The 2,984-nt window shown below is 36.6% G+C and carries 3 protein-coding genes; all 3 read left to right on the top strand.

Annotation, left to right across the window (positions count from 1 at the left end):
* On the top strand, positions 1 to 1,705 hold a 1,705-nt coding region (locus tag H6G28_RS36320; RefSeq protein WP_190678254.1), incomplete at its 5' end, for a tetratricopeptide repeat protein.
* 289 nt (positions 1,706 to 1,994) lie between these two features.
* Positions 1,995 to 2,567 carry a COP23 domain-containing protein gene (locus tag H6G28_RS36315; RefSeq protein ID WP_190678250.1) on the top strand — a complete coding sequence of 191 codons (573 nt, stop codon included), beginning with the start codon at positions 1,995 to 1,997 and terminating at the stop codon, positions 2,565 to 2,567.
* Between the two features lie 229 nt (positions 2,568 to 2,796).
* The coding region (locus H6G28_RS36310; protein ID WP_190678248.1) for a hypothetical protein at positions 2,797 to 2,984 on the top strand (188 nt) is incomplete at its 3' end.

The raw sequence follows: 2,984 nt of genomic DNA, 5'->3' as shown, positions 1-2,984 counted from the left end.
CAGCAGCATTACTTATGGTGGGATGAGTGGTGGGGCGGTATTAGATTCCCAAGGAAGAGTAATTGGAATTCATGGACGTGCGGAAGGAGAAGAAGCCTTTGATGAACAAACCGGAGATAGGGGTAGTAGTGGAGGAAATGTTCAAATAGGCTATAGTTTAGGCATTCCCACCAGTACATTTTTAGGGTTAGCAAGCAGATTTGGTGTGCAAGCACAAAAGGTAGAAACTAATACTGCACCGCCACTACAAGAAACACAAATCAAGTCTATTCAAGCAGCGATATTATCAACAGATATTTCTAAAGGTAATGCCACAGCTAGTCAATGGATAGAAAGAGGAAATCAACTCTGGCGGTTAAATCGTTATGAAGAAGCAGTCAAAGCATTTGATGAAGCCATCAAGCTGAAACCTTCATTTGTTTATTTAGCTTATTATGGTAAGGGTTTAACATTATTTTGGCAGAAAAAATATTCAGAATCTATAGCTGCATTTGAGCCAGCAACAAAGCTTAAGCCAGATTTGACTGATACTTGGCAGAAACTAAGTGTAGCATATACTCTATCTAACAAGCCAGACAAGGCACTATTAGCAATAGAAAAAGCAATTCAACTCCAGCCAAATAACTCAAATCTGTACAATGAAAAATGGGCATTATTAAAAAAATTTAAAAGATATACAGAAGCAGAAACAGCAATAAATCAAGCAATTAAACTTAATCCCAGTGCTGCATTTTACAAAAATCGGGGTAATCTTTACTCTGAGCAGAAAAAATGGGATTTAGCCCTAGCTGATTACAACAAAGCTATTCAGATTAATCCTGATTTTGCTGATGTTTACAATAATCGTGGTAATCTTTACAAAAGACAGAATAAATGGAAATTAGCTCTAGCTGATTACAACAAAGCTATTCATATTAATCCTAATTTTGCTCTTACTTACTATAATCGTGGTCTTCTTTACGATGAGCAGCAAAAATGGCAATTAGCTCTGGCTGATTTCACCCAATTTTTGAAGATTAACCCTGATGATGCTATTGTTTATGTCAATCGCGGTAATGTTCACTATCAGCAAAAACAATGGGAATTAGCTCTGGCTAATTACAACCAAGCTATTAAACTTAACCCTAATTTTGCTGTCGCTTACTACAACCGTGGCAATGTTTATAAAGAGCAGCAAAAAAGGGAATTAGCTCTGGCTGATTTCACACAAGCTATTAAGCTTGATCCTCAATATGCTGATGCTTACAACAATCGTGGTAATCTTTACTCTCAGCAGAAAAAATGGGAATTAGCTCTGGCTGATTTCAACCAAGCTATCAAGATTAATCCTAATAATACTGCTGTTTACTACAATCGGGCGCTTCTTTACCAAAAGCAGCAGCAATGGGAATTAGCTCTAGCTGATCTCACCCAAGCAATTAAGATTAGTCCCGATAATGCTAATTTTTACTACAGTCGGGCGCTTCTTTACTCTCGGCAGGAAAAATTAGAATTAGCTCTAACTGATTACAACCAAGCGATTAAGATTAATCCTGATTTTGCTGATGCTTATGTATATAGAGGATTCGTTTATTCTGTTCAAGGTGATAAACAAAAAGCCATTCAAGATTTAAAGCAAGCTATTAAACTTTTTCAAGATCAAGACAACACTACTGCTAGTACTTATGAATTGGCTATGAATCTCTTAAAGAAATTACAAAAATAATCTCATAAATAAAGAGCGATCGCACTCTATCCACACTATAGCCACAGGAGTAGACATCACCCATAACAAATATAAAGTTTTGTAACCAGTTGACCTTTCTGCGTAAAAACCACAGACTGTTGACGAAACCTCAGTAGAAGCAACTATATCATTCGACTATGACACAGCCAACTTTAGCTCTCCGAGTTTCCCATCTCCAGCAGTGGATTCCATTCCTGACATCGACTCCTTAGTCGAATTTTGACAAACTTACCTTTCTACGGACTTAGAAATTGCAAAGAGCAGAAGTATGAAAAAACAAGCATTATTCATTGGGTTAGGGCTAACAGTAGTCACATCATTAAGCAGTTTAGTGGTGAACATATCTCCTAGTATCAGCCAATCAAATTATGCGAAATCTCAAACAGGTAAAGTGACATTCTTTTGTCAGCCGATGTTTGATGCAGCCAGTGGTAAGAGAATTCCCGCCACAGTAGTTTGGATTCCTGAAAGGAAAGGTCATGTACGTTTCATTGGTTGGAAATCAGAATACTTTAATAAAAGTGGCTGGACACCAGAAAAACGCTGTCAAGAAGTTACAAAAAACTTTCAGAAACTTTATGATCAAGGTCGTTTAAATTACCTATCTCACGGAAAGCGCAACGGCAATTCTGTTATTTGCGCTGCTAAGTCAGGAGAAACTTGCAACGCCACCAATCAGCTATTTACTGTTAAAACCGGCAGTGATCCGAGGGAAATAATACAAAGACTAATGGACATTGCAGAGGGTAAAAGTAACGATACAATTTTCCAAAGTTCAGGTAATCAATTGTATATTTCCGTGAAAAACTTTTTCAATAACTCTCCTTTGTTGAAAGAGTAACAGTTAACTATTAGGTGAGTTTGCTAAAGCCATAACCCACCCAAATTAAGGGACTTCCAACTTAAAAAATATTCCATCTGTAGGGTGCGTCAGTGTGAGAAATCTTCGCCATATATAGATATTATCTGTACTGACGCACCCTACAAACAGTCAATTTGGGATAATTTAATTTCTGGAAGTCTCTAATATTTTATCAACCTGAAATAATCAGAAAGTTTTGAACATTAATATGAATAGAAATTCAGCCATCATTACATTCTTAACGTTTTTCCTATTTTCTAGCTTGAGTTTTATAAGTTTATATCCATTAATAACAAAAGCAGCAATAGAAACGGCATCATGTCAAATCAAAGCAGAAAACGGAGAAACAGGAGAATATTCAGAACAACAACTAAAAACCCTAGCAAGTCAGATTAC

This window comes from Nostoc sp. FACHB-190 (genome assembly GCF_014696905.1).
GTDB lineage: Bacteria > Cyanobacteriota > Cyanobacteriia > Cyanobacteriales > Nostocaceae > Nostoc_B.
The sequence above is the reverse complement of the archived record's forward strand: the minus strand, read 5'-3'. Positions and strand labels throughout refer to the sequence as shown.